Genomic DNA, 268 nt, shown 5'->3' on the forward strand with positions numbered 1-268 from the left:
CGCATAGGGTGAGTTTTAGGTATTAAGTTTTAAGCAGCGAGTAACAGGAAGATACTTTACCACCTTATAAATACAGGAAATAAACCTCCTTTTCCTATAAACCCCATCCCCTTCCCGGCTGCCGGCCTCATTCGTATTCCCCTCCACTGTCACCACATACTTATCCCCCCAATCATCAACAAATCCAACATGCGCAATCCGCCCCTTTTCCGGAAAATAGATCCCGAACACATCTCCCCGCGATGGTCCCCCACCCGAATTCCCCTCC

At 48.9% G+C, this 268-nt stretch carries 1 pseudogene; it reads right to left on the bottom strand.

The annotated features are described in order from the left end of the window. Positions 1 to 15: 15 nt before the first annotated feature. Positions 16 to 268, bottom strand: a pseudogene (locus tag DDR33_RS25990) (hypothetical protein); the annotation flags it as partial.

Origin of the sequence: Pararcticibacter amylolyticus, assembly GCF_003130405.1 — a bacterium.
Taxonomy (GTDB): domain Bacteria; phylum Bacteroidota; class Bacteroidia; order Sphingobacteriales; family Sphingobacteriaceae; genus Arcticibacter; species Arcticibacter amylolyticus.